This window comes from Pedobacter aquatilis (genome assembly GCF_032678425.1).
GTDB classification, from domain to species: domain Bacteria; phylum Bacteroidota; class Bacteroidia; order Sphingobacteriales; family Sphingobacteriaceae; genus Pedobacter; species Pedobacter aquatilis_B.
Genome location: NZ_JAVTSG010000006.1, coordinates 257033 through 283874 on the forward strand (window position 1 = coordinate 257033; position 26842 = coordinate 283874).

The 26842-nt window shown below is 39.3% G+C and carries 23 protein-coding genes; 16 read left to right on the forward strand and 7 right to left on the reverse strand.

Features of this window, described 5'->3' with window-relative positions; translation table 11 throughout:
- Positions 1-2 precede the first annotated feature (2 nt).
- The 10 genes from R2Q16_RS17850 (at position 3) to R2Q16_RS17895 (ending at position 9854) form a co-directional block, all read left to right on the forward strand.
- Positions 3-2162 carry a molybdopterin cofactor-binding domain-containing protein gene (locus R2Q16_RS17850; protein ID WP_316739055.1) on the forward strand — a complete coding sequence of 720 codons (2160 nt, stop codon included), beginning with the start codon at positions 3-5 and terminating at the stop codon, positions 2160-2162.
- Positions 2163-2199: 37 nt separating this feature from the next.
- Positions 2200-3306: an XdhC/CoxI family protein gene (locus R2Q16_RS17855; protein ID WP_316739057.1), complete on the forward strand. Its 1107-nt coding sequence runs from the start codon at positions 2200-2202 to the stop codon at positions 3304-3306.
- Between the two features lie 2 nt (positions 3307-3308).
- Positions 3309-3899, forward strand: coding sequence for a nucleotidyltransferase family protein (locus R2Q16_RS17860; protein WP_316739058.1), 591 nt, complete (start codon positions 3309-3311; stop codon positions 3897-3899).
- On the forward strand, positions 3896-4876 hold the full coding sequence (moaA, locus tag R2Q16_RS17865) for a GTP 3',8-cyclase MoaA (protein WP_316739061.1): 981 nt from the start codon (positions 3896-3898) through the stop codon (positions 4874-4876). The genes R2Q16_RS17860 and moaA overlap by 4 nt, the downstream gene beginning before the upstream one ends.
- 2 nt (positions 4877-4878) lie before the next feature.
- Positions 4879-6057 (forward strand): gephyrin-like molybdotransferase Glp, encoded by a 1179-nt coding sequence (gene glp, locus R2Q16_RS17870; RefSeq protein ID WP_316739063.1) that lies wholly within the window; start codon positions 4879-4881, stop codon positions 6055-6057.
- A 14-nt stretch (positions 6058-6071) separates the two neighbouring features.
- On the forward strand, positions 6072-6305 hold the full coding sequence (locus tag R2Q16_RS17875) for a MoaD/ThiS family protein (RefSeq protein WP_316739066.1): 234 nt from the start codon (positions 6072-6074) through the stop codon (positions 6303-6305).
- Positions 6306-7403 carry a HesA/MoeB/ThiF family protein gene (locus R2Q16_RS17880; protein WP_316739070.1) on the forward strand — a complete coding sequence of 366 codons (1098 nt, stop codon included), beginning with the start codon at positions 6306-6308 and terminating at the stop codon, positions 7401-7403.
- Position 7404: 1 nt separating this feature from the next.
- Positions 7405-7848, forward strand: a complete 444-nt coding sequence (locus R2Q16_RS17885) for a molybdenum cofactor biosynthesis protein MoaE (protein ID WP_316739073.1) — start codon at positions 7405-7407, stop codon at positions 7846-7848.
- Position 7849: 1 nt separating this feature from the next.
- On the forward strand, positions 7850-8758 hold the full coding sequence (gene moaCB, locus R2Q16_RS17890; RefSeq protein WP_316739076.1) for a bifunctional molybdenum cofactor biosynthesis protein MoaC/MoaB: 909 nt from the start codon (positions 7850-7852) through the stop codon (positions 8756-8758).
- 244 nt (positions 8759-9002) lie between these two features.
- A complete protein-coding gene (locus R2Q16_RS17895) occupies positions 9003-9854 on the forward strand; it encodes an aldo/keto reductase (protein WP_316739078.1) in 852 nt (283 codons plus the stop codon).
- 1141 nt (positions 9855-10995) lie between these two features.
- Here the strand turns inward: R2Q16_RS17895 and R2Q16_RS17900 are convergent.
- The 3 genes from R2Q16_RS17900 to R2Q16_RS20400 form a co-directional block, all read right to left on the reverse strand.
- Positions 10996-14049, reverse strand: coding sequence for a hypothetical protein (locus tag R2Q16_RS17900; protein WP_316739080.1), 3054 nt, complete (start codon positions 14047-14049; stop codon positions 10996-10998).
- Between the two features lie 3 nt (positions 14050-14052).
- Positions 14053-15819 carry a hypothetical protein gene (locus tag R2Q16_RS17905; RefSeq protein ID WP_316739083.1) on the reverse strand — a complete coding sequence of 589 codons (1767 nt, stop codon included), beginning with the start codon at positions 15817-15819 and terminating at the stop codon, positions 14053-14055.
- An 815-nt stretch (positions 15820-16634) separates the two neighbouring features.
- Positions 16635-16949 (reverse strand): TlpA family protein disulfide reductase, encoded by a 315-nt coding sequence (locus tag R2Q16_RS20400; protein ID WP_410478169.1) that lies wholly within the window; start codon positions 16947-16949, stop codon positions 16635-16637.
- 94 nt (positions 16950-17043) lie between these two features.
- On the opposite strand from R2Q16_RS20400, the gene R2Q16_RS17910 reads away from it, so the two are divergent.
- Entirely contained in the window at positions 17044-17775 is a 732-nt protein-coding gene (locus R2Q16_RS17910) for a TlpA disulfide reductase family protein (RefSeq protein ID WP_316739086.1), read from the forward strand.
- A gap of 101 nt (positions 17776-17876) precedes the next feature.
- On the opposite strand, the gene R2Q16_RS17915 is transcribed toward R2Q16_RS17910, so the two are convergent.
- Positions 17877-19586 carry a S41 family peptidase gene (locus R2Q16_RS17915; protein ID WP_316739089.1) on the reverse strand — a complete coding sequence of 570 codons (1710 nt, stop codon included), beginning with the start codon at positions 19584-19586 and terminating at the stop codon, positions 17877-17879.
- 700 nt (positions 19587-20286) lie between these two features.
- Between R2Q16_RS17915 and R2Q16_RS17920 the strand changes: the two genes are divergently transcribed.
- The 4 genes from R2Q16_RS17920 to R2Q16_RS17935 are packed head-to-tail and all read left to right on the forward strand — an operon-like array spanning position 20287 to position 23195.
- The gene (locus R2Q16_RS17920; protein WP_316739091.1) at positions 20287-20646 is read left to right on the forward strand and encodes a hypothetical protein; all 360 of its coding nucleotides are present in this window, start codon (positions 20287-20289) and stop codon (positions 20644-20646) included.
- Positions 20637-21437, forward strand: a complete 801-nt coding sequence (locus R2Q16_RS17925) for an ABC transporter permease (protein ID WP_316739093.1) — start codon at positions 20637-20639, stop codon at positions 21435-21437. The genes R2Q16_RS17920 and R2Q16_RS17925 overlap by 10 nt, the downstream gene beginning before the upstream one ends.
- A 3-nt stretch (positions 21438-21440) precedes the next feature.
- Positions 21441-22214 (forward strand): ABC transporter ATP-binding protein, encoded by a 774-nt coding sequence (locus R2Q16_RS17930; protein ID WP_316739095.1) that lies wholly within the window; start codon positions 21441-21443, stop codon positions 22212-22214.
- Between the two features lie 3 nt (positions 22215-22217).
- A complete protein-coding gene (locus R2Q16_RS17935) occupies positions 22218-23195 on the forward strand; it encodes an MlaD family protein (RefSeq protein WP_316739097.1) in 978 nt (325 codons plus the stop codon).
- A gap of 263 nt (positions 23196-23458) precedes the next feature.
- Here the strand turns inward: R2Q16_RS17935 and R2Q16_RS17940 are convergent, their stop codons facing one another.
- Positions 23459-24871 (reverse strand): MFS transporter, encoded by a 1413-nt coding sequence (locus tag R2Q16_RS17940; protein ID WP_316739099.1) that lies wholly within the window; start codon positions 24869-24871, stop codon positions 23459-23461.
- 133 nt (positions 24872-25004) lie between these two features.
- Positions 25005-25535, reverse strand: coding sequence for a PRC-barrel domain-containing protein (locus R2Q16_RS17945; protein WP_316739101.1), 531 nt, complete (start codon positions 25533-25535; stop codon positions 25005-25007).
- A gap of 163 nt (positions 25536-25698) precedes the next feature.
- Here R2Q16_RS17945 and R2Q16_RS17950 point away from each other — a divergent pair, with 163 nt between their 5' ends.
- On the forward strand, positions 25699-26274 hold the full coding sequence (locus tag R2Q16_RS17950; RefSeq protein ID WP_316739103.1) for a hypothetical protein: 576 nt from the start codon (positions 25699-25701) through the stop codon (positions 26272-26274).
- 152 nt (positions 26275-26426) lie between these two features.
- On the opposite strand, the gene R2Q16_RS17955 is transcribed toward R2Q16_RS17950, so the two are convergent.
- The gene (locus tag R2Q16_RS17955; RefSeq protein WP_316739105.1) at positions 26427-26672 is read right to left on the reverse strand and encodes a DUF3253 domain-containing protein; all 246 of its coding nucleotides are present in this window, start codon (positions 26670-26672) and stop codon (positions 26427-26429) included.
- Positions 26673-26842: the final 170 nt, after the last annotated feature.

Here is a 26842-nt window from a genome sequence, read left to right on the forward strand (position 1 = left end):
GGATGAGCATGGAACAAGTTTCAAGAAGAAATTTTCTAAAAACAGCAGGATTGGGTAGCGCAGGATTTTTCCTGGGATTGTACCTTCCTGATGCCGCTATGGCTATGGTAATGACCGAGGGAGAAGCAGTTGCTGCTGATGTATATACCGAGCTGACAGCCTGGATATTAATTAATCCGGCAGGTCAGGTGACGCTGGTTAGCCACCGGGCCGAAATGGGCCAAGGGGTGTACCATTCAATTGCACAGATCATTGCTGAAGAGCTGGAAGTTGACCTTGAAAAAGTAAATATTCAGTTTGCACAGGGTAACGAAAAAAAATATGGCAGTCAGTTAACAGGAGGAAGTTCAACCATTCGTGGAGCCTACAAAAATTTACTAAAACTCAGTGCCTCTGCACGCGAAGTATTAATTCAGGCAGCAGGGGCAAAATGGTCGGTACCTGTTGCTGAATGTTATGCCCTTGATGGTCATGTCATTCACAGACCGACAGGTAGAAAATATCATTATGGTGAACTGGTAACGGAAGCCGCTAAATTACAACCTCCTAAAGAGGTGATGCTGAAGCCACGTTCAGCTTATAAACTGATTGGCAAACCCCTGCACAGAAAGGACACCCCCTTAAAAACGAATGGCGGCGCCGTATTTGGAATTGATAAACGCATCCCGGGAATGGTCTTTGCCGCTGTAGAGCGCAATCCCCGCCTACGTGGAAAAGTGAAGAGCTTTGATGATACTGCAGCGCGTAAAATACCAGGCGTAACGAATGTGGTTAAAATTGCCATGGGCGTTTATGATATGGAGCGTGAAGGGATTGCTGTTATTGCTACCTCTACCTGGGCAGCATTACAAGGAAAAAAAGCCCTCAGGGTGGAATGGGACGACAGCGGTTTCGAACATGTAAATACTGCTGATATCTACAAAAAACAGCGGGAAATATTGACTTCTGAAGAAGGCCGGATCCTGAAGACACAAGGTAATCCTAATGGAATTGTTGCAGGCGCTAAAAAAGTGCTTGATGTGATATACGAAACGCCGTATCAATCCCATTGCGCAATGGAGCCACTCAATTGTATTGGTCACCATCGTGGCGATACGGTTGAAATCTGGGGCCCTGTTCAGGCACCCAACTGGATTCAGGATTACATCAGCAAGAAAATGGGTATAGCCTTTGATAAAGTCATCGTAAACATGACTTTTCTAGGTGGTGGTTTTGGCAGGAAAGCATTAATGGATTACCCTCATGAAGCATTGGTCATTTCCAAAGCCATAGGTCTTCCGGTTCAGGTCATATGGACACGCGAAGACGATGCCACGCAGGGACCTTTCCGTCCCGGCATTTCTTACCGGTGCCAGGGGGTAATCGAAAATAATACAGTGAGTGCCATTAAGTTTCGGATGGCAGGACAAAATAACGATCATTTCCGCTCGGGAGATAATGGTAAAGCTAACCGAAGTACATCTGAAGGCTGGCTTAAGCCCTATTTTGACACGATCAAAAACATCAGTTTTTCGGATGTCCTGTTTCAAACACCAATACCGACCATGTTTTGGCGTTCCGTATATGCCTCAACTAACGGCTTTGCATATGAAAGTTTCGTAAATGAACTTGCTCATCAGGCTGAAAAGGATCCGCTCGAATTTAGGAGAGCATACCTTAAGGAAGACCGGGCAGCCAAATTGATAGATAAGATTGAAGCCGTTTCTGGTTGGAAAAAACGAGGCAAAAACAGTGGATTCGGAATTGCGATCACTGAATGTTTTGGCACCACGGTAGCTCAGGTAGTCAAAGTCTCTAAAAAGAAAGGTGAAGCTTTGAAAATCGACAAAGTCTGGGCGGTTGTGGATTGTGGTTGGTATGTAAATCCCGATATTATCCATGCACAGATAGAAGGCGCAATTGTGATGGGGCTTGGTGCGGCTACCATTCATCAGATTACCTTTAAAGATGGCTTGGTGGAGCAACATAATTTCTACGACTATAAAATGCCAAGAATGACAGATATTCCGGCAATTGAAGTGCATATTATGGAAAATGATGCTGATGCGGGTGGTATCGGCGAACCTGGATTACCGCCATTTGCGCCGGCTCTAACTGAAGCCATTTTCGATTTAACAGGTAAAAGAATTAGAAAGTTGCCATTCGATCTGGCAAGCATTTAGTCTATTTTGTCGTAGTTTTGAATAGATTGATCATCGCATGAAAGAAATATCAGACATCATTGCTGCCTATTGTAAGGCTGAAAAAAACAGTCAAAAGGCAGCGCTGGCTACTGTTGTGAAAGTGGAGGGATCGTCCTACCGACGTCCTGGGGCAAGGATGCTGGTGACTGATGATGGAATGCTTACAGGTGCCATTAGCGGCGGCTGCTTAGAGGGCGATGCGCTTAGAAAAGCCCTTTCTGCCATCCATCAGGGCGAAAACAAGCTCGTCACTTATGATACTACAGACGAAGATGATGCAAAATTTGGAGTTCAGCTTGGTTGCAACGGTATTGTTCATATTCTTTTTGAACCGATTTTTTTTAATGATAAACTCAACCCGATTGAAATATTATCGGCCGCAAATGCCAGAAGGGAGAACTGTGTGATTACCACCTTGTTTTCCATGACGACTAAAAGCCAACCCGGAACAGCTCTTTTATTCAGGCAAACAGATAGTCTGGAAAAACTACCAGATGAAATTTCAGGTTCGGTAAAAAATGATGCATTTGATGTCTTAACGTTAAAGTTATCACGATTTGAAAATTATTCGGTTGGAGCGGATGAAATAGAAGCCTTTCTCCAGTTTATCCCCCCGCCTATTCAGCTCATTATTGCCGGGGCAGGTAACGATGCACAACCGCTTACAGAAATGGCCAGTATCCTGGGTTGGGAAATCATTGTCGCAGATGGCAGACAAACACACTGCAGTTTACAGAGGTTTCCACAGGCAACACGCACCATTATAGCCAAACCAGAGCAGCTTTTGAGTCAGATTTCAATTGATAGTCATACAGCATGTGTGCTGATGACCCATAACTATAACTATGATACTGCGCTGCTGAGCTTGTTATTGCAGCAAGATGCGCCATACATCGGTACCCTGGGTCCAAAAAAGAAATTGATGAGGATGCTGGATGAGTTGGGTAAAACTGAAATGGAAGAACGCATACACGGTCCGGTTGGGCTGGACATTGGGGCGGAAACAGCTGAAGAAATAGCTGTTTCAATCCTGGCAGAGATCAAATCCGTATTTACGGGGGCAACTACAGCTATGCTTAAAGATAAGAAGCAGTCTATTCACCACTATGATCTCAAAGGTTAACAATGGGTACGGCAATCATTATACTGGCAGCAGGCAATTCAAGCAGAATGGGGAAACCCAAACAGTTACTGACTTATAATGGGAAAACCTTGTTAGATATTGCCATAACAGAATCACTGAAAACAACTTTTTGCCCGGTCGTGGTTGTTCTAGGGGCTTATGCGGAGGAAATCAAAAAGCATTCTCAAAATCCACAGGTTTGTTATTGTATTAATGAAAGCTGGGATCAGGGTATGTCTTCGAGCATTAAGGCTGGACTTAAATACTCAATTGAAAATGATGAAAATATTGAAAATGTTATCATAGCCGTAGCAGACCAGGTCCATTTATCCTGCGAAATTCTGAGTGCATTGGAGGAGAAACTAAGATCCAGCGGTAAAGGGATTGTAACTTCCAGCTATTCAGGAATTTCAGGAACACCCTCACTTTTTTCCCGAAAATATTTTGGGGAATTGTTAAATTTAGTCGGGCAATCCGGCGCTAAAAAGATAATTGAAGCAAATGCCGGGGATACAACAACCATTTCTTTTGATCAGGGGGTGATTGACATTGATACACCGGCAGATTATAATAAATTAATAAACAATAAATGATAGCAGATTCGTTTGGAAGGGTACATGATTATTTGCGAATATCGTTAACCGATAATTGCAATTTCCGCTGCTTTTATTGTATGCCTGAAGAAGATTATGATTTCACACCGGCTTCCAGGTTAATGCAACCCCATGAAATTCTTTCTCTGGCTGAAAGTTTTGTCAGGCAGGGTGTAAAAAAAATCCGCCTGACCGGTGGAGAGCCTTTAGTGAGAAAAGATGCCGCAGAAATCATAACCGGACTAGGAAAACTGCCCGTAGAACTGGTCATTACGACAAACGGTACCCGCATTGCAGAGATGCTGCCCACGCTCATTAAAGCAGGAATCAAAACCATCAATATCAGTCTCGATACCCTACAGGCAGAAAAGTTCTTTATGATTACCCGGCGTGATGTTTTTCATCAGGTACGCAGTAATATCGAACTATTGTTGCATCACAAAATAGCCGTCAAGATTAATATGGTGGTGATGAAAGGGCTCAATGACAATGAAATTAAAGATTTTATAGATTGGACAATGCATAATCCAATCCAAATCAGATTTATCGAATTTATGCCATTTACCGGCAATAAATGGACAAGCAACAAAATGTTCTCCCTTCAGGAAATACTTTCGGTTATAGAAAAGGATTTTGTGGTATTGCCTGTGGAAGCTGCACCCAACGATACTGCTAAAGGCTACATGATCCCTGGTCACCAAGGTTCCTTTTCCATCATCAGTACCATGACGGCACCCTTTTGCAGTACCTGTAACAGAATGCGGCTTACTGCCGATGGCAAGCTTAAAAATTGCTTGTTTTCGGCGGATGAAACTGATCTCCTCTCAGCGTTAAGACAAGGCGAGGATGTACTTCCATTGATAAAAGCTTCCATCTGGAGTAAGAAAAAGGAATTAGGCGGACAACTCATTAATCACTTCGAAAGCCTCGACGCAGAAGCAATCAAAAACCGAAGTATGATTACTATTGGAGGATAAATATGATCAGTGTTGAGCAAGCAAAAGACCTGATTGATGAAAACATTCAATCACTCAAGCCTGTCAGAAAATATTTAAAGGATTCATCCGGACATATACTGGCAAAAGATATTGTTGCGCCTGTCGATATTCCTGCATTCGCTCAATCTTCAATGGATGGGTATGCCTTAAAATTTGGCGAACCAAATCAAGAACTTGTTTTAGTAGGTGAAATGGCTGCCGGTACTAACCAAAAAATAAACATCGGACCTGGGGAAACCAGCAGGATATTTACTGGGGCCCCTCTACCCGAAAATGCAGATACCGTTATCATGCAGGAGAAGATTAGTAAAATCGGTGAGCTAATCCAGCTTCAGGATGACCGGTTAAAATTTGGCGACAACGTTCGCCAGGTAGGTTCAGAAATCAGAGCCGGTGCGGTAGCGATGCACAAGGGCGATCAATTGGGGCCTGCAGCAATGGCTTTTCTGGCAGGTATTGGCATCAACGAAGTAGAGGTTTACCCGATGCCAAGAATTGCCGTGATACTTACCGGAAATGAGTTACAGGCTCCGGGACAACCACTGGATTTTGGAAAGGTTTATGAAGCAAACTCCTATTCCCTATCCGCTGCTTTGCACCTGGAAGGTATCTATGAAATTGAGCTGTTAACTGCCGAAGATAAGCTGGACAAACTTACTGAAGTATTGAACACGGCGCTTAAAGAAAATGATGTGATTCTGTTAACAGGTGGCGTTAGTGTTGGTGATTATGATTTTGTCTTACAGGCTTCTACAGCCAATGGAGTTGAACAGATCTTCCATAAAGTCAGGCAAAAACCAGGTAAACCCTTGTTTTTTGGAATGAAGGCAGATAAAGTTATCTTTGGACTCCCTGGAAATCCTTCATCGGTGCTAAATTGTTATTATAATTATGTAATTCCGGCATTAAAAAAGTTGTCAGGCAAATCTGCCAAAACTAATTTGTTTAGTGCTACACTTACCCATGATTACTCGAAGCCTAAAGGATTAAAACACTTTTTAAAAGGCAACTACGAAAATGGGAAAGCAACACCACTAGGTGCGCAGGAGTCCTACCGATTAAGTTCATTTGCGCAGGCAAATTGCCTGATTGAACTAGATGAGGAGCTGGAAAATTTTAAAGTCGGCGACCATGTGAGGGTCTTGTTCATTGGCAACTAAAGGTAAAATTGAAAATGAAAATCGAGTTAATCAGTTTCGGGAAAATTTCTGATTTCATTACTAATCAGCAAATTGAGTTTAAAGGTGCACAAACAACTGATGCATTAAAAGAAGAACTAGAGAAATTATTTCCCCAATTAGCAGGTATAAAATATAAGTTAGCTTTAAACCAAAGCTTCTTGCAGGGTACTGTTCAATTAAAAGACGGAGACAGCCTGGCCATTATGCCACCATTTTCAGGAGGATAGATGAGTAGTGAACGTTATCAAAGGCAAATTATATTAGAAGGTTTTGGGGCGGCTGCGCAGGATAGGCTGGCAAAAACCAAAGTACTCATTATTGGGGCAGGCGGACTCGGGTGTCCCGCTTTGCAATACCTGGCAGCTACCGGAATTGGTCAGATTGGAATAATCGATGGAGATAGCGTAGAACTATCAAATTTGCACAGGCAAATCCTGTATTCAGTAGAGGATATTGGATCTCTAAAAGTTGATGTTGCTGCAAGGCGTCTAAAGCAATTAAATCCTGAAACAGCATTAAGTCTCCACGCTGATTTTATTAACGAAACAAATGTCCTCGAAATCTTAAGACCGTATGATATCATTTTTGATGGTACGGATAATTTCGAATCCAGATACATTATAAATGATGCCTGTGTTCTATTAAATAAGCCATTAGTTTTTGCCGCGGTATCAGGATTCGAGGGACAGATAGCAATATTCAATGTGAGTGATGAAGCGGGTACTTCTACAAATTACCGGGATATTTTCCCAGCCAAACCTCAAGCAGGAGAAATCCCTAATTGTGTTGAAAATGGCGTACTTGGCATTTCTCCGGGTATTATTGGAACGATAGCGGCAGGAGAAGTTTTAAAATTGGCAGCTGGAATTGGACAGCCTTTGGCGAATAAACTGCTACACTATAATTTATTGAGTCAACAGCATTATATCATTAACATCACACCATCGTCTGACTATAAAAAGCTTCGCAGTGAGGCAGAATTCATAAAAGTTTACGGTAGTCAGCAAAACCTAAGTTATCAGGAAATTGATATCGAAACCATGATGAATTTGAGCAAGAAGCCTGAAACATTAGTGATTGACGTACGTGAAGCACATGAATTTCCAAAATTGAATTCAGCCATTTACCGGCAGGTGCCCATGTCGCAGTTTGATGAGTTCCTCTCAGGAAATGTCAAAGAAGAAAATATCATACTGCTTTGCCAACATGGCGTGCGAAGCATCGCAGCGGCAGAGAAACTTATTGATAAATACGGAGGCATGAAAAAAATATATAACCTAAAGGGGGGAATTGCCAAATGGAAAAAACATTTTTTAAAGGGTTAACATGACTGAAAAGAAAATCAAAAATATATTCGTAAATGGTCCGGTAGCTGCAGATTTTATTGCGGCCAGTATAGCCGGCCATGGGACTAAGACCAACATAGGTGGCCATAGCATTTTTCTTGGACAGGTAAGAGCAGATGATCTAGATGGCGAGATCGTCGAGTCGATCGAATATACCGCACATGAAGAACTTGCCTTAAGTAAAATGCATGAAATCAGGGAGGATATTTTTGCCAAATACCCTTTAAGCTGTATGCATGTGCACCATAGTCTGGGCAAAATTAAGGCCGGTGAGATTTGTTTGTTTGTGTTTACCTCATCAAAACATCGTAAACCGGCAATTGACGCCTGCAATGAATTAGTTGAACGAATAAAAGCAGAGCTTCCGGTTTGGGGTAAAGAGCTATTTTCGAGTGGTACACATCAATGGAAAGAGAACAAATAACATGGTCAATATTACGCAAAAGTCCAGCACACTAAGAAAGGCTGTTGCCCAAGCAACAGTAAGAGTTTCTAAACCTGAAACTATCCAGGCCATTGTACATCGCAAAGTTCCCAAAGGTGATGTGTTTGAATTTGCCAGGGCAGCCGGGTTATTTGGCGTGAAGCGGACAAGTGATATGATTCCGGACTGTCATCCGTTGCCTGTTGAATATACTTCAATCACCTTCGAATTAAAAGAGATGGAAATTGAAATCTCCGTTGAGGTACACACCATATATAAAACTGGCGTCGAGGTTGAAGCTATGCACGGTGCTTCGGTTACCGCACTTACGATTTACGATATGTTAAAGCCCATTGATAAGGGTGTTGAGATCAGGGATATCAAACTGCTTGAAAAAACCGGCGGCAAATCAGACCTTAAAAACAAACAATTCCCTGAGCTTAAAGCGGCTGTCGTGGTCTGCTCAGACTCCGTACATGGCGGCAAAAGCGAAGATCATTCTGGCAAGGCTATTATAGCCAGACTTGATCAAATCGGTATTGAGACCATAAAATACGAAACGCTTCCTGATGAAGTAGAAGCAATCGCTCAGGCAGCAAAAACATTATCCACTGCTGCCCACCAGCTTCTAATTTTTACAGGTGGCACCGGACTTTCACCAAGGGATGTAACCCCTGATGCAATACTCCCGTTATTAGATCGGCCAATCGAAGGCATTATGGAAACGGCACGCAGGTATGGACAGGAAAGGATGCCATACGCAATGCTTTCACGGGGCGTTGCCGGGTTTATTGGCGAAACGCTTGTGCTGACGCTACCGGGATCAACCAATGGTGCCCTCGAAACAATGGATGCTTTGTTCCCACAGATATTACATTTATTTAAAATCAATAAGGGACAAAAGCATTAACTCCGGTTCAGATTAGTGGAATGATGGTTTATCCCAATTGGTATCCGGCTCGCTGACACCCAAACTGGTCTTTAGAAATTTACCACTGGATTCTTCAGCAATATCGACAATCAATTGGGCTACCGCTTCGCGGAAATCGTTGATTTTGGTATCAAATAAAGTAATCCATATCCAAATAAGATTGTTAATATACTGAACTTTGCCTCACTCCTTTTATGGTATAAGTAAAATAAATAATCAAAAAATGGAAAATATCGAATTAAATAACGGGCTTAAAATGCCAATTCTTGGCTACGGGGTATTTCAGATTCCAGACCTTGCTGAATGCGAGCGTAGCGTTATTGATGCTATAGAAACCGGTTACAGGTTAATTGATACAGCAGCTTCCTATCAGAACGAAAAAGCCGTTGGAAACGCTATCAAAAATAGTGGTATCGATAGAGCAGACCTTTTCATTACGACAAAATTGTGGGTACAGGATACCGGTTATGAAAAAACAAAAATTGCTTTTCAGAAGTCTTTGGACAAATTACAGCTCGACTATCTTGATCTCTACCTCATACACCAACCCTATGGTGATATTTTTGGATCCTGGAAAGCCATGCATGAACTGTATGAACAAGGTAAAATCAAAGCCATTGGCGTTGCAAATTTTCATCCGGACAGAATAACTGATCTCACCATTAATAGCGGTTTTGCCCCGGCAATAAACCAAATTGAAACACATCCGTTTCACCAGCAAATTGAAAACCAGGCTTTCTTGAAGGAAAACAACGTTCAGATCCAATCTTGGGGCCCGTTTGCAGAAGGAAAAAATGAAATTTTCGTAAATCCCTTACTTTCTGGCATCGCTGAGAAATACAGCAAGTCGGTTGCTCAGGTTATTCTTCGCTGGCTTATACAAAGAAGTGTCATTGCTATACCTAAGTCGGTTCGCAAAGAAAGAATGGCTGAAAATTTTAACATCTTCGACTTTGAACTATCAGAAAGCGACATGGCCGAAATAGTAACCTTAGATACAAATGAAAGCTTGTTCTTTGATCATCGCGATCCAAAAATGGTGAAATGGCTTAGTGAAAGAAAACTTGATCTCTAAATAGAAAAACCCGCTATTCGATATGTTAGCACAGCGCATGTCGAATAATTCTATAAACAAGGATTTTTAATCCTTTTGATACAGAAATCAGCATTTGGTAATGAGGGTAATTTCAAAACAATCAACATCTCTGCAAAAAAATCAGATATAATAAAGGTCCCCGCTATTCGATATGTTAGCGCAGCGCATGTCGAATAATTCTATAAACAAGGATTTTTAATCCTTCTAATACAGAAATCAGCATTTAGTAATGGCGAGTAATTTCAAAAACAACCAACCGCCCTGCAGAAAAAATTAGGCATAAAAAAAGGTCTTAGAATTAATATCTAAGAACTTCTGTATTTAATTAATCCCGCTATTCGATATGTTAGCGCAGCGCATGTCGAATAATTCTATAAATAAGGATTTTTAATCCTTCTAATACAGAAGTCAGCATTTGGTAATAACGAGTAATTTCAAAACAACCAACCGCCCTGCAAAAAAATCAGGCATAAAAAAAGGTCTTAGAATTAATATCTAAGAACTTCTGTATTTAATTAATCCCGCTATTCGATATGTTAGCGCAGCGCATGTCGAATAATTCTATAAATAAGGATTTTTAATCCCTCTAATACAGAAGTCAGCATTTGGTAATAACGAGTAATTTCAAAACAACCAACCGCCCTGCAAAAAAATCAGGCATAAAAAAAGGTCTCAGAATTAAAATCTAAGAACTTCTGTATTTAATTAATTTCCAAACAAGTGGTATGACCAAAAAATTGGCTATCTAAAGCCGAACATTCTGGTTTATCAAAGTTCCAACCGAAATTTATTAAAGCCGGAAGGAAAATTTAAATCAACTCGAATTTTATGTGGTGCTGTATCTTTTATATTCAACAACTTTAACCAAAGTTCAGTATCCGTCCCAAACAAAATTTTGCTAGTATCATTTTCCTGCAGACCAGCCACTTTCGTTTTAGGCCAGACACAAAAATCAAAAGCCCGGTTTTTTTAATTACCGGGCCTTGCTATATTTTCTTTTCTGCTAATTACTTACTAAGTCTTATTCTTATATAAAAATTTAAGTCGCCCTGCGGAAGACTTAAACTAGAGGGGGTAGAATAAAATAAAGATATTTGGCGTTTTATAAAAATCTTTTTATTTAGTTACGTTCCAGATGCCATTGCTTAAAATCGTCTTCGAGGAATGAAAATTTCTTCTCGAACAGATGGGCCAGTCTAGTGTTAGCTGTGGCAAAAAATATCTGTTTACCCGAATGCAGCACGTGCAGGCGAAGATAATCCAAAAATGAAAGGGCGTTCAGATCATCTATAAAAGCCACCGGATCATCAAACATAATTAAATCGGGACCATTTTCCAGCTTATTGTTCAGCGACAAGAATATGGACAATGCAAGTGCAGATCTTTGCCCTGTACTGATTTCGGTAATAAAACGTTGATCGTCCTCAGCATCCCCAATCAATGTTAAACGCTTATTCTCGAACTTGATATTGGAGAACTCTCGTGGTACATGAATCGATTTGAAAATATCAATTACTTCATTGAGGTTGGAATTGAAAAATTCTTCGACTCTCTTCGTAGCCTCGCCAGATGTAAGTTCTTGTAATCTTTTATAAGCTTTTTCAAAACGTTCTCTCTTCGGAGTGTTTTGTAAAATGACCTTATCATTTTTGTCGAGTCTTTCTCTTGCCTGATTTACCAGGAACTCTGCATTTAAAGAATCTTTTAGCGACTGTATATTCTGTCTCAAAATATCTGACTTGATCTTAAGTTCGGAAAACTTGGCATCTGGTTCTATTTCGATAAGCATTTTGATCCTGTCTATATATGCTGCATAGAGTTCAAGTTCCTTTTTATCGCTTTCTATTTTTCGCTCAGCTTCTTTGCCATCGATTTGAACTTCAGTAGGAATACCAAGTAGCAGCTTGATCTCAAGACCTTTATTATAGCGCAGCGAGGAATTTTTCTCAGACTCTCCTTTTTTATCCTCTAATTTTTTCCTGAAATTCTCAAGTTGGCTCGTGATCAATTCAGAATTTTGCATGTTGAGCTCTATTTCTCCTTCTAAAACCTGCAATAGCCTAACTTTTACATCTACCAATTCGCTTTCGGTCATACCAGCTATCTTACCGAAATCCTCTATCGCTTTAAGCATAGACAATTCATCGTTGACACGTTCAGACTCCATGAGTACATTTTCAATTCGTGCTACTACTTGGGTTGTTTCTCCCAATGGCTCGCCCATTCCAAAATAACTCTGGAAAGCATTTTTTATCTTGCCTAACTCAACCAGCTTTTTTTCGATTACGATCTGGTGCTCGGCCCAGTTAGATAGCTTAATATTGTCTTCCTTAAACCTGTCGACTTCCAATTGTTCAGCTCCCAAAAGCTGTCCAATCCTTTGTTCAAGCAATTCCCGTTCAAAACTTGTGCTGCATAGTGGGCATTCGGTAGCCGATGGAGCTAGGTTCAAATATTCGGCACCTTTTGATTTCAGTTCTTTAATGATAGCTTCCACCCTCCCCATTTTTTGCAATTCCATTTCAATGGACTCTTTGAGTTGCAACGAATCACGTTTGAAGCTTTCCAGCGAGTGTCTTTCGGTCAGCTCCACTTCGTCGATATCCATCGAAGACCTGAATTTTTGAAGATCAACATTTCCAACTACATTGGCTACGAAATCAATTTTATTTTTGATTAAACCTTGCTCCTTGATTTTCGCAGAAATTCCATCAAGTTCCAGATATCTAGCGTCGGTCAGGTAATCTGAAGATCTTTTGAGCAGAGCAATGTTTTTTTCCAACTCCTTCTGAGCATTTAAGATAACGACACTCTCCTGTCCCAGATTCCTAACATCACCTAAAAGCGCATCGAATCTTTGTTTCTTATTATTGAACTTGCTGATTTCAGCATTGAACTCGCTCTGAGAGTCATAAATAAAGTTACGAGCCGCCAAGTTCTGCAATGCTAATCCGATCTGTCCGTTAAGGTCTTCTACTTCTGTCAATCCAGTTGAGATGTCAAGATCAGTTTTTCTGAATGTTAGCCATTTTACATCCTCATTAATCTTTTCGCGGATGTAACTAACACTTTCAGGTTCTACGTAGGACTGTATAAGTTTTTTGTCTGCATCCGTCTCCCTAGTTGCATTATCTATTGAGTCCTTTAAACGATTATATTCAGGCCTAATTCTTTCGATCATCTTTGAGCATCTTTCCTGTATGTATCCAAACTCCGGCCCAAGTACTATGCTATAGAGCGCATCCATGACATCTGCTTCCGTTTTGCTACTGGCAAAACTGTGTGCAGCATCGGCATTGAAATAGTTGAACCTATTGAAGGAATTGAAAAGGTTGTTACCCCTGTTGTGCGTATTAGAATACCATTTCAGATCCCGGGCCTGATAGATCGATTGATTGGTGCCCTGATACTGCTCCGGCTTGTTCGAGCCATTGAAAACTGCCTCAAGACAGCCGTTCGGATTCATCTGGCTAACATTCCTGAATGACTTGCCACAAATCATAAGTTCGATTCCCTCAAATACGGAAGTTTTGCCAACACCATTAATCCCTTTGAAAAGATTGACCTTCCCAAAAGTAAACTCCCGATTAGTCTTTGGGTAAGCCCGGTAGTTGTCCTTAAGGGTCAATTTATTGATAAAGCTGATATTTACAATATCGCCATTGGCCTTTCTAGTACTTGGTTTGCTATCCTTAACGGTTTGGTCATTGGCAAACCTTTCAAATACGCTTACATAGGTCTCTTCTGAATACACTTCCTGCAGGTCTACTTCCTGCAGTGCTTTCTTCCAATCTGACACAATATTCGGCTGAGTTGTCTTTGTTGTTTCTTCGATTTTGAAAAAATCTACAAATTCTTTCTCACCCAGTACATACTTTCGTGCATACTTGTCATCACTTTCTATATCTACAACTTCCCTCTCGGACAATTGGTCATTTAGGAGGAACAGATAATAGTTCCATTGAATCACACCGGGATTACCGTAAAATTCCTTTGACAGCAATTTTTCCTGATATTCACTAAAGTTCTCTTTCCGATCGTTCTCCAAATCGATGAAGCAGACACCAGCTACCTTATCTTCTATGCTGAGCGTCCCCCTGTAAATATTTTTGTTGATCTCGACAAGGCCAGTAAGGACGGTCCTAGCAGCCTCAATTATTTTTACGGTATTCATAGCCTATTTTAAAAATGAATTTTCTTCACCACTGATGATATCCCCTATGCCATTGCTTGATTCACTAGATTTAGATCGATAGGTTCCGTTCCTGTAATAAAATACCACGACACGATCCCGTTCTCTACTGTCATGGTCAAACAATCCTTGCAAGACTTCAAAAATCTTTCCAATCTTATCATCACTAGCTGTTCCAAGATAGCAGACTGTTGCCCGTACCATTTCACCCACCAGAGTTGTAAGATTACACCTAAAATATTGTAGCCTAGCCAATCTTTCATTGTCTTGGTTGCGTTGCTTCGAATAGCCCAACACCAGAGTTTCGGATTTCAGATCTGAAAGACATTGAGGAATAAAATCTGGATTATTTAGTATCTCTGCATCTAGAACTTCGATCAGCCCTGCATATTTGTCCCTAACCAATGTACTGTCAGCATCAATGTCCTCTGCTACGGTAATCCTTCTGTTGATTTCAGTATTCGTCAAGCTTTTGACCGACCATATATTGTTAAGCTCGCTCCAGTTTTTTGAAGATTTTTCTGGTATTTCTCCTGTGCTGATACAGGCCAGCAGTTCTTTTTCTATGATGCAGTTTTCAGGGTCGTTTAAAAAGGCATTATGGCATCCCACAGAGTTTAGGTAGCTGATATGGCAATCGGAAACTTCCACAACGGGCTGCAGAAGATCATTTTCATCGAACACGTAGGTCGAGAGCAAGTGTGGTCCATTTCTCATTTGCTGAGCAGCCACACCTTCGTTTATATTGACTGAAGTATTATTGAAAAGAAAAGCATGTGCCTTACTGTTCAATAAAAATGCATGCCTGTCCATACCATAGTAAAAATAGTATAGTCCTCTTTTGTGGTTTTCCCTGACCCTAGCCAAATTTTTAAAACCCATATCCGTTGTCCTTGTATAGATACCGCTCCTAGAAAACTTTGAGCTCAACAAATCATGTGTACCAATTTTTGACATATTGTTCCAGTTCAGTCCTATCACCTCAGTTCTCTGGGCCGCTAGTACAAAATTTCTGAATGCAAGAAAATGTTGGTGGTTTGGCCCAGGATTGACCTGTGGGTTTAATATCAAAAATGGGACATCCCCCCACAACAAACTGTTTTGCACATTTTGATCCATTGCCGCAGGTAGGTTCATCGCCTCTGAACAGATAACCGACATCAGGTGTACGGAGGAATTGTTGTTGCGAAGGATATATAACTCCTTACCTGGGATCATGTTGTCACGCTCTACATCCCCGCCACTCCATACGCCCATATGATGATTCTTAAACTGAATAAGCAGGATAAGTTTTTCATGTCCCTCTTTTGTTCCGCGGAAAAGATAGATAAGCGGATCCAAAAAATTCTTTGTACCAGTCATAACTCGACCATCGAAATGATTTATGATATCAGGGTTTAGGGCGGCAACGAAAGCTACTAACTGATCCTTCTGAATTGATTCCATTCCGATCACCCAGACCTTTCCTAATGATGGCCATTTTTCGGGATCATTAACGATTTCGGTAAGGATTTGAAACGGACAACAATATTCTGGTATCAAACCTAGGTCCGCATCGGTCACTTTCAAAAGATCAAAAAAGGAAGTGAGCTTTTGGCTGACATCCGCATGGTTGCCTATTCTTTGATTATTGGCTGCTAAAACACCTTCGTGTTGATAGAGCAACATTGAATAGGTTTCTGAAGTTCTTTTCAGTGCATTGAGATTGATTGTTAGTTCCGGAACTACATTATCAATAAACTTAAATTCCATTATCTGGTTGAGCGTTAATGATTACAATTTACATAACCATTTGATAAAGCTAATGAAAATAAATCTGCAAAACCAGATTTATTTGGTAACAGCCATTAATTGATAAAATTTATAATATATCTCTACTATAGCAATTCCCAAGCTCCAACATAGTAACCTTGCCAACATTAGGCAAATATCTAAAGCTGTATAATCATTGCTAAAAAATCAAATTATGAAACCCGCTATTCGATATGTTAGCGCAGCGCATGTCGAATAATTCTATTAACAAGGATTTTTAATCTTGCTTATACAGAAATCAGCATTTGGTAATGATGAGTAATTTCAAAACAACCAACCGCCCTGCAAAAAAATCAGGCATAAAAAAAGGTCTTAAATTTACATTTAAGACCTTTCAAAATTTCGGGGTCAAGTGTGTTACAAATTTCGAACCGTTTTATAGCTCAGTTACGCCGTATGGCCACTTTACAAGAAGAAATGGCAGAATTTGCCGATCTTGGAAAGAGATTTCTAAAAAACATCGAACCGCATAAAAAAGAATAAAAATGTAAGCGCCATTACAGTTTGACTTACCATCATTCTGATAACTAAGAAGTGATTTTAGCCTTCCTCTGGAAGAAACGCCGAGATTATATTAAACGGGCGTAATGTGGGATATAACAGGCGTTACGAAGGATTAATTTTAGTAACGGTCAATGCCGGTAATTTAAAGAAAATTCATCAAGGACCGATTATACCTAAACCAGCAATATCTCTATGATCAATTATTGTGAATCGTCTTGATGATCATCCAGCCACTTGATTACATCTGAAAATCAATTTATTATGCTTAAAACCTCATTATCGGAATTCAGGATAATATAGTTTGGAAATGTACTTATACTCAAATCCCGCGTTAGCGTAGCCGCACCTGGCTGTTGATAATTACGCCAAACATATCTATTTTTCAGCACATAGTTACGCCATTTTTCCAGATCCTTATCCGTTGAAATGCTGACCATTTCAGCATTTTTTTCATCTAAAATCCTCAAATTTGACAATACCTCTTTATGGTCCCTTATACAGGGAATACAGCTCAAAAACCAAAAATCAAGAATTAAAAACTTTTTTGTGAGCCGTGACCCAATCATAACGTGCCGATTTTTTTCTAAATTAAATGTGCGTTTTAAGTTATTTTTATAACATTGCAACGTTCCATGTCAAATTCACATATATCAAAATAAAATGAAAAAATACTTCTTAATTATTTGCCTATTTCTGCATTTAAGTGCTTTTTCTCAATCCAAATCTACAACTACAAAACTAGATCAAAATACAATCGTTAAAGACGAATCTGGGTCAGTTATACCTTACGCTAGTTGGCAAAAAATTATCCAAACCGGAGAATATTCAATCCGTCCAATTGAAAAGGGATCAACAGAATATCTTATCTACAAAATGAGTACCGAAGAGAAATTAAAGAGTGATGAAAGAAAAAAATCAAAAGTGGCGTTTTTGGCCAAACCACAACAAAGCGATGCTTTTAAAGAGGGCGAAAAGTTCAAGGGTGAAAGGATCACTGATATTAACGCCAATAAGTTCGACCTAAAGAAAATTGGGGATAAGATCTATGTACTTAATTTTTGGTTTATCAACTGTCCTCCTTGTAAAAAAGAAATCCCAGAATTAAATCAATTGGTTTCAAAATATGCAGACAATAAGGATGTCGTTTTTATTGCAATTGCACTTGACAATAGTGCTGATCTTAAAGCGTTTTTGAAGACTACACCCTTTAACTACAATATTGTTGACGATGGCAAATACTACACATCAAAATATGGAGTAAAAGGCTATCCAACTCACGTCTTGATCGGAAAAGATGGGTTAATTAAATTCAGTACTTTAGGTTTAGCGGAAAACACAGTTTTTTGGATAGAGAAAACGTTAAAAGACCAGACTGCAGGCAATTTAAGATAACATATCTTTATAGCATTGTATGATTGACGGAATAATTTTTAAAATTTGCAGTCAAACTCCATTAAGAAATCATTTAATGAATAAGCTTTGTTGCAAAATTTCTATTCTTTGAGTGTTTTATTTAAGTAGTCAATTGACTTATTTAATGAGGCATCAATCCCTGCAAGTTCATCCTTGATAGTTCGGCTTACATAAATATCCGGTTGGATACCTATACCAACAAACCGTTTCCCATCGGGATATAAATCCTCTTTTGCACATACTCTGGCTGTCCCTCCCCCTGGCAAAATAAAAGAGAAAGGTTGTCCCGTACTTCCACCTGTTGGCTGGCCTATCATCTTGCCCCTTTTCATCGAATCGAAAGCAATGAGGAAATCTTCTGCAGCAGAAAATGTACGTGGACCAATAAGAACCGTTACCGGATTGGTATAATGGCGATTATTTTTGTCTGCCTGCCATACTCCAGCTTCATTTTCGACCCACTCTGTAAAATTATGCCTAGGACTGTAGCGCTTAACCCGCGAGGCTGCTATTTTAAATGGTTTATCTGTCAATGTTGCAAGGATATTAAAACCTATTGAACCATCTCCGCCACCATTGTTCCTAATGTCGATGATTAGTGCCTTTGTTTTGCTGATCTCGACATACAATGAATCAAAACGCTTGACAACATCTATATCTTCAAAACTATTGATTTTCAGATAACCGATGTCATTTATCAATTTAAACTCTAGGGAAGTTGATGATTTGGTGTCCTTATAACCACTACGTTTTATAGACTGCTCCCATTTTTTTTGTTGGGGATTGATAAGTTCTAATCGGATATCTATGTTTTCAGTACCGCTCAACAAGCTATAGGAAAAAGTCCTTAACTCAAGATCTTGTGAAGTGGAACTACTTTGATAAGGCTGTACATACTTTTCAGCATAAGCTATTACCGGCTCCCCATTAATTTTCAAGATTTCCAATCCTGGAATAATGCCTGCTCTTCGTAGGCTATCACTATTGACCACTGTGATAAAAACCCTGCCCTCAATCAGTTCAGTCCTAATGGATGGTCTTGAGTAAAAATCTTTCGCCAATTCTTTAGGCGGATATACATTACTATGACCATCATGCAACTGTGCGTAAAACTTCTGTAAAATCTTATAATAATCAACTGTAGTTTTGGCAGCCCTTACCTTGGGAAGGAAATCAAAATAGGTCTGGTTCCAATCTACTGTCAACCGATCAAGATATACAAAATTGTATTTTGCCTGGGACCAGAGCAGGGAGAGTCCTGCTATTTTCTCATCTTCTGAAAGTTCATTTTGAAATGGCGTCTGTAATGCCAGATTTTTCCAGAGTGAATTCCTTAATTTAAACTTCTGGTAAAGTTCTGAATAACCTGGAAACTGCCGAAACCCAATTAGTGTAGCATCTTTATTTATAAATTCATAGAAAGAATTGCCATACTCATAGCTTGCACGCCAAGAGTTAAGAGCCTGCTGATATTGTCCGTTACGTGCATAGGCATTAGTTAGATCAAAGGTTACATCGCTCTTCCGATAACTAAGGTAATAATTTCCCTGTGCTAAAGCTCTTAACTGGGGTGAATTGAGGTATGGTAAAGTTTCTTCTAACATATTTATGCTTCCTTTAAGTTCAGCTTCAGTTGGAAGTTTCTTTTCCCACAACATTTCTGCTTCGCTTCTGATTTTTTGTATGGAATCAGCAATTTGGCCAGCTGATTTATAGCTATTTTGTGGCCACACAGCCAAAGAACATAATATTAGAAAAAAGGTAGTGGAGATTTTAGCCAAATTTTTCATTCTTCAGGTTTTCCAAATGACACAAAAAGTTTGAAAATGTTGCACCTCTCTGCAGATAAAAAGATAATCGATACATTTCGAAAGAAGTCGAAATGCTTACTTAAGATTATCAAAACAAAGCTTTGAATCTGTATTGAGAAAAAAAGAATTAGGCTAAAAGCTATTTTTATCGCAAAAAAAACGTTTACAGGCAAGTCAACGATGTTACAAATTTCGAACCGTTTTATTGCTCAGTTGCGTCGTATGGCCACATTAAAGGAAGAAATGGCAGAATTTTCGGACCTCGGAAAAAAAATTTTAAAAAAACATCGAACCGCTTAAAAATTGAGTTATTTTCAGTTAGGTTTTTGCGCAATTGTGAGGAAATGATATATAATTTGAAACGCTGATATCTTTGCATAAGCCGGAAACCATTAGCTTCACTAGTAAAATTGGGGAAACGTCGACAAACATTTTTGTCTAACCACAGGATGAACTAGTGCTTGATATGCTTTTTAAATTTACCTAAGCATTTGTATCAATGTCTTCGAGTAAGGTTTGCTCACTGGATTGAGATCCTTTTAAAAACTGTAAAACTTCCATTGAGCTCCATCACAACAGCCTGTATATCTCTATTTGACTAAGACGATATTTCCTGATTTTCCGAATAATTATCTTCTTCTCTAGTCAAACAAAAAATCCAGATTCTTGTATATTAATCATGAAAGTTAAGATGATGCTCATACCCCTGATATTCACAGTGGCTTGTAACAATACCAGTCCGAACAGGGGTTCAGGTGGTAATCATGTCGAAGACCATACCACCTTGGGTACTCATGCTATTGTTGATTCAGCTAAGGCTATAATAGATCAGTCTTTTTTGCTTCAGGAAAAGCTGGAAAGTGGAAAAATTACAGATTCAGCTTTCGCAAAACAACATTCAGCATTGCTACTGCATTATGAAAGTATTCATCAAGGTTTGTCACCGGCCGACAGGTCAACGATTTATCAATATAAACTAGAACGTGAGGCAGAATTTCAAAAACGCACTAAAAAGACTAATGCTCAAAAATGGGAATAAAGCCAAATGATATACAACCTGTGCAACAACCGCCAGGTAAGCTAGCAAATGCATTTATCGCATTGTTTGACGTCTTCCGATTCATTTTCCGCTTTTTTAAGGAGGCTTTTCTACCTCCATATGAATTCAAAGAACTTATGCGCCAATGCTATGAAATAGGTTATCGTTCAGCATTGTTAATCTCAACCACTGGCTTTATCACGGGCCTTGTTTTCACAAAGCAATCCCGCCCCTCACTGTCTGAATTTGGTGCAACATCATGGCTGCCATCTTTGGTTGGAATTGCATTGTTGCGAACGCTTGCACCACTGCTTACCGGCTTAATTGCCGCAGGTAAGGTTGGCTCCAGCATTGGAGCCGAATTGGGCTCCATGAAGGTGAGTGAGCAAATCGATGCGATGGAAGTCAGCGCAACCAATCCATTCAAATTTCTGGTCGTTAGCCGTGTATTAGCCGCAACCATAACGATGCCAATACTCACCTTTTACACTGCAATGGTTGGCATGCTTGGTGCATTGCTGAACGTTTCGGTAAATGAAGGTACAAGTGCAACAACGTTTTTTCAGAGTGCGCTGGAAAGCATCACTTTTCTAGACATTATTGCATCAACCATCAAAGCGATATTATTCGGCTTCACCATAGCAATTGTTGGTTGTTACCAGGGATATAATTCCTCAAAAGGAACAGAAGGGGTCGGTAAAGCCGCTAATTCTGCGGTTGTGACCGCAATGTTTCTGATATTTATTGAAGAGGTGATTTGTGTACAGATTTTCAGCTTATTTAATTCCTAAGGCATGAACATAAAACCACAAACCGACCTGAGCACTGAAAAGGTTATCGAGATTAAAGAACTCTCCAAGGCATTTGGTTCTTACACTGTACTGGAACGTGCATCGCTCGATTTATATAAAGGGGAAAACCTGGTCGTGTTGGGCAAAAGTGGCACGGGCAAATCTGTATTGATTAAGATAATTGTTGGCCTACTAAGCCCCGATAGTGGTATGGTAAATGTACTTGGACAACGCATTGATGACATCGCTTACGAAGATTTGCTTAAACTGAGGTTAAGGGTGGGTTTCTCTTTCCAGAATAGTGCTTTATATGATAGTATGACGGTTAGGGAAAATTTAGAATTTCCATTAGTACGAAACCGACGGGGCATGAAAAAACAGGAGGTTGATGCCTTGGTGGAGGAAATGCTTGATGCAGTAGGTTTGCTTCAAACCATTAATCAAATGCCATCTGAATTGTCTGGCGGGCAACGTAAACGGATTGGTATTGCCAGGACTTTAATATTAAAACCTGAAATCATGCTATACGATGAGCCAACTGCAGGCTTGGATCCGATTACCTCAAAAGAAATCAATAAGCTCATTAATGACGTACAGGAGCGATACCATACCAGCGCCATAATTATTACGCACGATTTAACCTGTGCAAAGGAAGTGGGTAATAGGGTTGCAATGCTGGTGGACAGGCGTTTTGACCGACAGGGAAGTTTTGATGAAATATTCAATGCAGATGATCAACAAGCCAGACCATTTTTTGATTATAATTTTATCCGTTAAGACATGAATGATAATAGAAAAAAAATTACAGTAGGAATTTTCATTGCCATCGGGATACTGATATTTGTGGTGGCAATATTTACTTTGGGCAGTCAAAAGAAAACCTTCGTAAAAAGTTTCAATCTGAGTGTCGTTTTCAACGATATTCAGGGATTGAAGAAAGGCAACAACGTTTGGTTTTCTGGTGTTAAAATCGGAACCATCAAAAAAATTGATTTTTATGGTTCATCACAAGTAAAGGTATTATTGAGCATTGAAGAAGATGTACATAAATATATCCATAAGGATGCCGGGGCCAGTATTGGTGCAGATGGATTGATTGGAAATAAGATTGTCGTACTTACAGGCGGTACACCAAAGTTTCCATTTGTTGAAGATGGGGACATGCTGAAAGTAAATACTTCACTTTCGACTGACGACATCATGAAAACACTTCAGGTAAACAATAAAAACCTGGTAGATGTAACATCAGATTTCAAATTGCTTTCAAAAAATCTGGTTGACGGAAAAGGTGCAGCTGGCGCATTGCTCAGTGATGAAACATTAGCAAGAAACTTTAAAGCCATGGTTTCAAACCTCAACCAGACATCAGCCATAACTGCCAAAGCTGCTGTAGAGCTGCGTGAATTCAGTAAAACCATCAATACTAAAGATGGACTGATGAATAAAATGCTTACGGACACTGCAATTTTTGGCAAGCTGGAACAATCGGCTGCTCAACTTCAAAAGGCCACACAATCTGCAAGCGGCATGGCTGCTAATCTGGAAACCGCCTCATCTAAGCTTAAAAGCAATGATAACACAGCCGGATTACTTCTTAATGATGCCGAAACAGCCAGACAGGTTAAATCGATTATGGTTAATCTGGAGAAAAGCAGTAAGAAACTGGATGAAGATTTAGAGGCACTGCAGAGTAACTTCCTGCTCCGAGGTTTTTTTAAGAAGAGAGCCAAAGATTCTCTTAAGTTGAAAAACAATTAAACGTTTAATGAAATCATTTGCATCGTCAGCTATAACTTGCAGAAAAGACGACAATTAAGTAAAGAGTATTTTAATAAAAATAAAATAGCATATTATAGCAAAAACTTTTTCGGTTCAAGAACAGTTTATTCACATGCATGGATTAGTTAACCATTGCAAGACAATTTTTCTATCATTATTACCCGGAGCCACCATATTTTTGGTGGTTCTTTTTGCATCAGATTTGACAGCACATCATTGTTAGTGGACTGATGATTTTAAGTCTAGCTCATATTCTTTCCGTCCTTGATGTGCAATCTTCTAAAAATAAAGCCGGAAAGGATGGTGAGGCTGCCAATCATTAAAAAAGTATAGCTAAATGCCTGATGCACACCGTGGCTTAGTATTGTGGCATCACCCTGAAAGATTTTCAGCACTATCAATCCAAAGGCAACGCCGAAACCAATAGCAAGCTGCTGGTTAACTGATACCAGCGAATTTCCGCTGCTGGTATGGTATAATCGTAAATCGGCAATTGAGATGGTATTCATTGCAGTAAATTGTATCGAATTGAAAAATCCAAGTAGGGCAATAATGGGTAAATAATAATAAAGGGACTCGTTAATAATAGGTAAACCCATGCAGCAAATTAATATACCTATAATAAAAGTATTGACCATCAATGTTGAACGATAACCAAATTTCCCAAGAATTTTTATCACTTTAGATTTGCCTAGCATTGCGGTGAGCGCCATTGGAGCAACCATCCAGCCGGATACCACTGCGGATTGGTTGTAGGCGATTTGCACCATCATAGGTAAAAGCAGTGGTATAGAACTAATACCTAGTCTGGTTGCTAAATTTCCTAAAATCCCTACCCTAAAGGTTCGCACCTTAAACAAATTCAAAGGGAATATCGGATTATTATCTGTTTTCGCATGTCTGTAGTAAAAATAAAGGAACATGAAGCCCAGTGATAATATAAATAATGCCGGGGTTACATATACTTCGCTTCCAAACAGTTCCAGTGCGATAGAAAGTGTTAAAGAAGCAGCGGCAAATATTAGAAAACCCCTCAGATCAAAATCAATCACCGGTGATTTATAATCGGGCATGTATTTCAAACTTAGCACAACACCAATTATACTCATTGGGATATTGATGAGAAAAATCCAGTGCCAGGTAAAATAGTCGACCATATATCCGCCAACCAAAGGGCCAAGCACAGGGCCTATTAAGGCAGGAATAATCGCGAAATTCATGGCATTTAACAGATCTTTTTTAGCAAAGGTTCTGATTAGTGCAAGCTTGCCAACGGGTGTCATCAAGCTTCCTCCAAGCCCCTGAATCATTCTGGAAAGCACAAGCTGGGTTAGGTTTGTAGAAAGCGAACAAAATAACGAACCTAGTCCAAATACAACCAGTGAAAAAATAAAAACTTTTTTGGTTCCAAATTTATCTGCCAAAAATCCGCTGATGGGCATAAATACCGCAAGCGTTAATACATAGCCAATAATGGCATTCTGCATATTTAATGGGGATTCATTTAAATCGGATGCAATAGCGGTAAGCGATGTATTTAAAATCGTGGAGTCCAGCATCTGCATAAAAATAGCAGTAGCTAAGATCACGGGAAGCATCTTTTTTGTATCTCCAGAATTTATAGAAGGTGGTGAGCTATTCATATTGCTTTCCAAACGTACAAGGTTCGCAATGTAAATTAAAAAATCTAAAATAGCCTTTCAACTTTTCGGGAATTAACAATCGCAAACGTAATAAGTTAGTTTGCAAGTTATCTTGAAATTTATCTCCTTTCGGTAGATATGCTCTTTAGGGAACTTCTGATGGATCTATTGGTAATCTTGGAGATGTATTGGAACTGGATTGAATGTTACGGCCAATATTCCCCTTGTCAAAATGATGATGTTTGTAAAAGTTTTCCCGGTCAAGCTCTATAATATCTTCTTCCAAGCGTAGTGCAGCAGGGCTTCCGATAATAGATCTTATCCTATCCTCCATTTCATGTGTTACTTCTCCGCTGATGTACCTCGGCATCAATGATAACTGTTCTTGATGTAAATCAGGTAAAACAATTAAATCCTCGTCGCTGGCGATATTAACCAAGCCAATCGGAATAATGATAGCCTTTTCATCTGCGTTAAGCCCCGGCAATAATTCGATAATCAGGTAACGAATGGTATTATTTAAGGGATCAAAAAGTAAATCTCTTACACGTCCAATTTTTTGATCACTTTCATTTTGTACGCTCCAGTCGCTTACATCAGTGCCACCATTTGTTAAAACATAACCGGATGAAGAAAACTCTTCTAAATTGCTATACTGGATTGGTGTCGTATTCATGGGATTTATAAAATTTTTGGATGTTACATCAAGAACACAATGCGCAAAAAATGGTTTTCGATAATTTTAAAATTCATCCAAACTCGTATCTCCTTTGTTTAAATCGAAATATGCTTCAAAACTAATTGTCCTGAATGAATGTTCTCGAATTGAAATAAACACAATGCTTAATAAAAATCTCAACATCCCGAAAACTTTAGCAATTACAATAATTGCAACACTATTCGTATCCTCTACGGTTTTAATATATAATTTTAAGCGCAGGCGTCGCAAATTATCAAGTAAATGGACAGGAGTTGCAACGACTGGTTATGTATTCAATCTAATCAAAAATGCGGATAGCATTAAGGTATCTGTGGTCCCGAAAGGAAAGTACTATAAGGTATACCTTAATGATAAATTGTCGGGTAAAATGTGGCAGGATGCGCAGGGATTGCAATGGAATACCAATAGCAAGTCACTTATTCCCCTGGCCTCACGAATTGCTGACCAGATAAATAAAATTTTTACCCGGAAAGGTTTTTCTTCAATCCTTCAAGGGGCCTATCCAGAAATATTAAGTGCAAGATGGAGTGGAGATGAAACTTTGGAAATTTTACTGGAAGAAAAGACAGATGTTGAAGTGTTTGTAACTTTTTTTAAAGACGAAGTATTAAATCTTGTTGATTTTGAGGAACACCTCGATATTTTAGTCAAGACAAGAGGTAAACAATACTTTACACTAGTTAGCTTGAATTAGCATGCCGTTAGATGGCTAATGAGTGTTAGGTAACGACTACCTAAATTTAAAACTAATCTATCCACAGTAGGTTTTGTGAATGTGGAAAAGCAATGGAAGTTGTTTGATAATTTTGAAAACAAACTTCTACAGATAAGCAATCAATGTGCCTGTTAAGTTAGTTTGATGCGTACGGGGCCTTTTATATTATCAATGTCTACGGGATTTCCTTTTTGCGTGATAACGATTTTACCCTGTTTCTGTAAATCTATCGCAACGGCTAAAACTGCCGCCATATGTGTCCGCCAGTCATCAGGAAATAAATCCCTGGCGATTTCCGACGGACAAGTGCTTTTATCTGCTCCGCGAATTTTAGCTGTAGATAATATAGCTGTAGCAATATCTGGAATACTTTGCATAGACCATTAACCATTTGAAAGGCAGATTGCTTTTAATCTGTTAAAAATTATTTTCACAAAATGGATTTCGAAACTGCACCTTGAGATGCATGACAAGCGTAGAAGATATTTTCAACGAGGCGCATTTTACATTTGATAGGCAGCATTAAGATGTAGTGTATATACTTGAA

Bases quoted from the DNA above. Each gene is read 5' to 3' on its own strand.
- R2Q16_RS17850 (WP_316739055.1), top strand. From the start codon at position 3: ATGAGCATGGAACAAGTTTCAAGAAGAAATTTTCTAAAAACAGCAGGA.
- R2Q16_RS17855 (WP_316739057.1), top strand. From the start codon at position 2,200: ATGAAAGAAATATCAGACATCATTGCTGCCTATTGTAAGGCTGAAAAA.
- R2Q16_RS17860 (WP_316739058.1), top strand. From the start codon at position 3,309: ATGGGTACGGCAATCATTATACTGGCAGCAGGCAATTCAAGCAGAATG.
- moaA (WP_316739061.1), top strand. From the start codon at position 3,896: ATGATAGCAGATTCGTTTGGAAGGGTACATGATTATTTGCGAATATCG.
- glp (WP_316739063.1), top strand. From the start codon at position 4,879: ATGATCAGTGTTGAGCAAGCAAAAGACCTGATTGATGAAAACATTCAA.
- R2Q16_RS17875 (WP_316739066.1), top strand. From the start codon at position 6,072: ATGAAAATCGAGTTAATCAGTTTCGGGAAAATTTCTGATTTCATTACT.
- R2Q16_RS17880 (WP_316739070.1), top strand. From the start codon at position 6,306: ATGAGTAGTGAACGTTATCAAAGGCAAATTATATTAGAAGGTTTTGGG.
- R2Q16_RS17885 (WP_316739073.1), top strand. From the start codon at position 7,405: ATGACTGAAAAGAAAATCAAAAATATATTCGTAAATGGTCCGGTAGCT.
- moaCB (WP_316739076.1), top strand. From the start codon at position 7,850: ATGGTCAATATTACGCAAAAGTCCAGCACACTAAGAAAGGCTGTTGCC.
- R2Q16_RS17895 (WP_316739078.1), top strand. From the start codon at position 9,003: ATGGAAAATATCGAATTAAATAACGGGCTTAAAATGCCAATTCTTGGC.
- R2Q16_RS17900 (WP_316739080.1), bottom strand. From the start codon at position 14,049: ATGAATACCGTAAAAATAATTGAGGCTGCTAGGACCGTCCTTACTGGC.
- R2Q16_RS17905 (WP_316739083.1), bottom strand. From the start codon at position 15,819: ATGGAATTTAAGTTTATTGATAATGTAGTTCCGGAACTAACAATCAAT.
- R2Q16_RS20400 (WP_410478169.1), bottom strand. From the start codon at position 16,949: ATGATTGGGTCACGGCTCACAAAAAAGTTTTTAATTCTTGATTTTTGG.
- R2Q16_RS17910 (WP_316739086.1), top strand. From the start codon at position 17,044: ATGAAAAAATACTTCTTAATTATTTGCCTATTTCTGCATTTAAGTGCT.
- R2Q16_RS17915 (WP_316739089.1), bottom strand. From the start codon at position 19,586: ATGAAAAATTTGGCTAAAATCTCCACTACCTTTTTTCTAATATTATGT.
- R2Q16_RS17920 (WP_316739091.1), top strand. From the start codon at position 20,287: ATGAAAGTTAAGATGATGCTCATACCCCTGATATTCACAGTGGCTTGT.
- R2Q16_RS17925 (WP_316739093.1), top strand. From the start codon at position 20,637: ATGGGAATAAAGCCAAATGATATACAACCTGTGCAACAACCGCCAGGT.
- R2Q16_RS17930 (WP_316739095.1), top strand. From the start codon at position 21,441: ATGAACATAAAACCACAAACCGACCTGAGCACTGAAAAGGTTATCGAG.
- R2Q16_RS17935 (WP_316739097.1), top strand. From the start codon at position 22,218: ATGAATGATAATAGAAAAAAAATTACAGTAGGAATTTTCATTGCCATC.
- R2Q16_RS17945 (WP_316739101.1), bottom strand. From the start codon at position 25,535: ATGAATACGACACCAATCCAGTATAGCAATTTAGAAGAGTTTTCTTCA.
- R2Q16_RS17950 (WP_316739103.1), top strand. From the start codon at position 25,699: ATGCTTAATAAAAATCTCAACATCCCGAAAACTTTAGCAATTACAATA.
- R2Q16_RS17955 (WP_316739105.1), bottom strand. From the start codon at position 26,672: ATGCAAAGTATTCCAGATATTGCTACAGCTATATTATCTACAGCTAAA.